This window comes from Salegentibacter haimaensis, assembly GCF_054121495.1.
The window spans coordinates 1-2183 of record NZ_JBSYGH010000033.1; the positions used below are offsets into that span (position 1 = coordinate 1).

The following is a 2183-nucleotide window of genomic DNA, read 5'->3' on the forward strand; positions in this document are numbered from 1 at the left end:
GTAACTCGGGTTTCCATATCTTTAGAGTTTTGGTGAATTTTAAAGATACTCGATTACTGCTTTTTCATTGATGCTAAAAACAATGCTAAAACCTGTCTCGAATCGAAGTTCTGTGCTCGCTTGCAATGCCTGATTGTCCTGCGGACAATCACGCTCGCCAGCTCGCACAGTTTTTATACGAGACGTTGTAGCACATTAAAAAATGAACGTTTTAGAAGAAAATTTAGCGGAATATAAAACTGACTTTCCAAAAAGTTGGTCTTTTCTTTGGTCGCCAGAAGAAGCTGAAAAGATTTCTAAAGAGCATAAAGACCAAATTAATTTTCTGAATAAAAAAGGAACTGAAATTGTAAAAGAATATCTGAATTCTTCTAAAATGTTAGCTTACTCAACTGGCACTGATTGGAGTCCATTTACGAAAGGATATTTCAAAACCGAAAAGAAGTTTCAAATTACAATGGACTGTGATTCGGAAATTAAAAAATGGCTCTATAATCTCGGAATCCCATTTGACAAATATGTTTTTGTGGAATCTGACAATTCTGGGCAAGCAATAATGCTGACTTGGAAAATGGTAATCAAATATTGGGAAGGAATGTTTTGGGATACTGACCTGACAATATTTGACGGAAGTCTGAATTGGGCATTGTTTTACTATCACGAAAGTCAACTCTTTTTTGGAAAGGACAATATGTTCAACCAAGAAGCTGAATTTGAAAAAAATCTTGAACAGAATAAACTATTAAACGAAATAAAAAACCGAATAAAATAACGTGCTACAACAACGTGTATAGCTCATTGCGGCTGAATTCCTAATCGGAATTCATTGCAATTTGCTATCTTTCGGTTACGGCGGAAAATCCTCGCGGATTTCCCGCAACGAGCCATACACAAAACCGTTGTGTGTCATATTGACCAAAAAATCGAAAAAAGAATTTAACAATGTTTAATTGGTTCAAAAAGAAAGAAAAAATAGAAAATCCGATTGAAATTTCAGTTAGCGGAATAAATCCTCAAACGGAAAATGAATTTCTATTCTACAACTTTGTGGAATTGACTTTTGCACCTCATTTGCAAAAATGGTACGAGAAAGCCAAAGCAAACGGAATTCAATTTAAACCGCAATACGAACAAGCGATTAAACAAAAAGTTTCAACATCTGAATTTAAAAATCCTCACAGTTTTCCAGAATATTTCGACAGTAAATTTGACCATATTGTAATTGACTTTGAAACAGCAAACCAAAACCGAGTTAGTGCTTGTGCTTTAGGCTTGGTTTTCATAAAAAATGACAGAATAGCTTATCAAACAAGTTTTCACATCAAACCGCCAGAAACCGAAAAATTCTCAAGCAGAAATATTGGAATTCACGGAATTACAGCCGAAGATGTAGATTACGCAATGACTTTCGATGAACTTTGGGAATTTGAACTTTCAAAATATTTTAATCAAAACTTAATTGTGTTCCATAACGCAAGTATGGATTTGAGTGTTTTAAAAAACCTCTTTGAACACTATTCAATTTCAGATTTCAATATTAACTACTTGGACACAATGCAACTTGCGGAGAAAACAGGAAATTCAAAAAAGTTAGCTGAACTCGCAGAAAAATTTGACATTGAATATATTGACAAACATAATCCTGAACAAGATGCAAAAGTTTGTGCTTATGTATTTGGAGAACTTGCAGAACTTTATCCCGATTATGAAAGTTTAATAAAAACTTTGAGTTTCGGAGAAATTCAAGAAAAAATAATTCGACAAAAAGAAACAGCCGAAATTAAAAATCAAAATCTTGATTATGTTCAAGCGTATTCACTAAAAGACGGAGAACTCGAAAAAATTGAGATTAAGAACAAAGGATTTATTTTTACTGGAGAAATAACGACAGACAGAAGTACAGCGAAAAAATTTATCGAACAAAATGGCGGAATAATAAAATCTGGAATTACGAGCAAAGTCGATTTTGTTGTTATCGGAGCTGACTTTGGTTGGTCGAAAATTCAAAAAGTACACGAACTGAACGAAAAGAAAAATTGTAACATAAAAATATTAACCAATTCGGATTTTGAAAATCTGAAAAAAAATACGCCACACAACAATGGCTCCTATGAAAAGCAATAACCAGATTCTCTTCCAAATTTAATATTTAATTCTCTTTATTTCAATAGTTTATATTTTTT

2 protein-coding genes are annotated in these 2183 nt (G+C 32.9%); both read left to right on the plus strand.

The annotated features are described in order from the left end of the window. Positions 1–202 precede the first annotated feature (202 nt). Entirely contained in the window at positions 203–772 is a 570-nt protein-coding gene (locus tag ACW6QP_RS15310; protein ID WP_457911749.1) for a hypothetical protein, read from the plus strand. Positions 773–942: 170 nt separating this feature from the next. Then, positions 943–2124: an exonuclease domain-containing protein gene (locus ACW6QP_RS15315; RefSeq protein ID WP_457911750.1), complete on the plus strand. Its 1182-nt coding sequence runs from the start codon at positions 943–945 to the stop codon at positions 2122–2124. Positions 2125–2183: the final 59 nt, after the last annotated feature.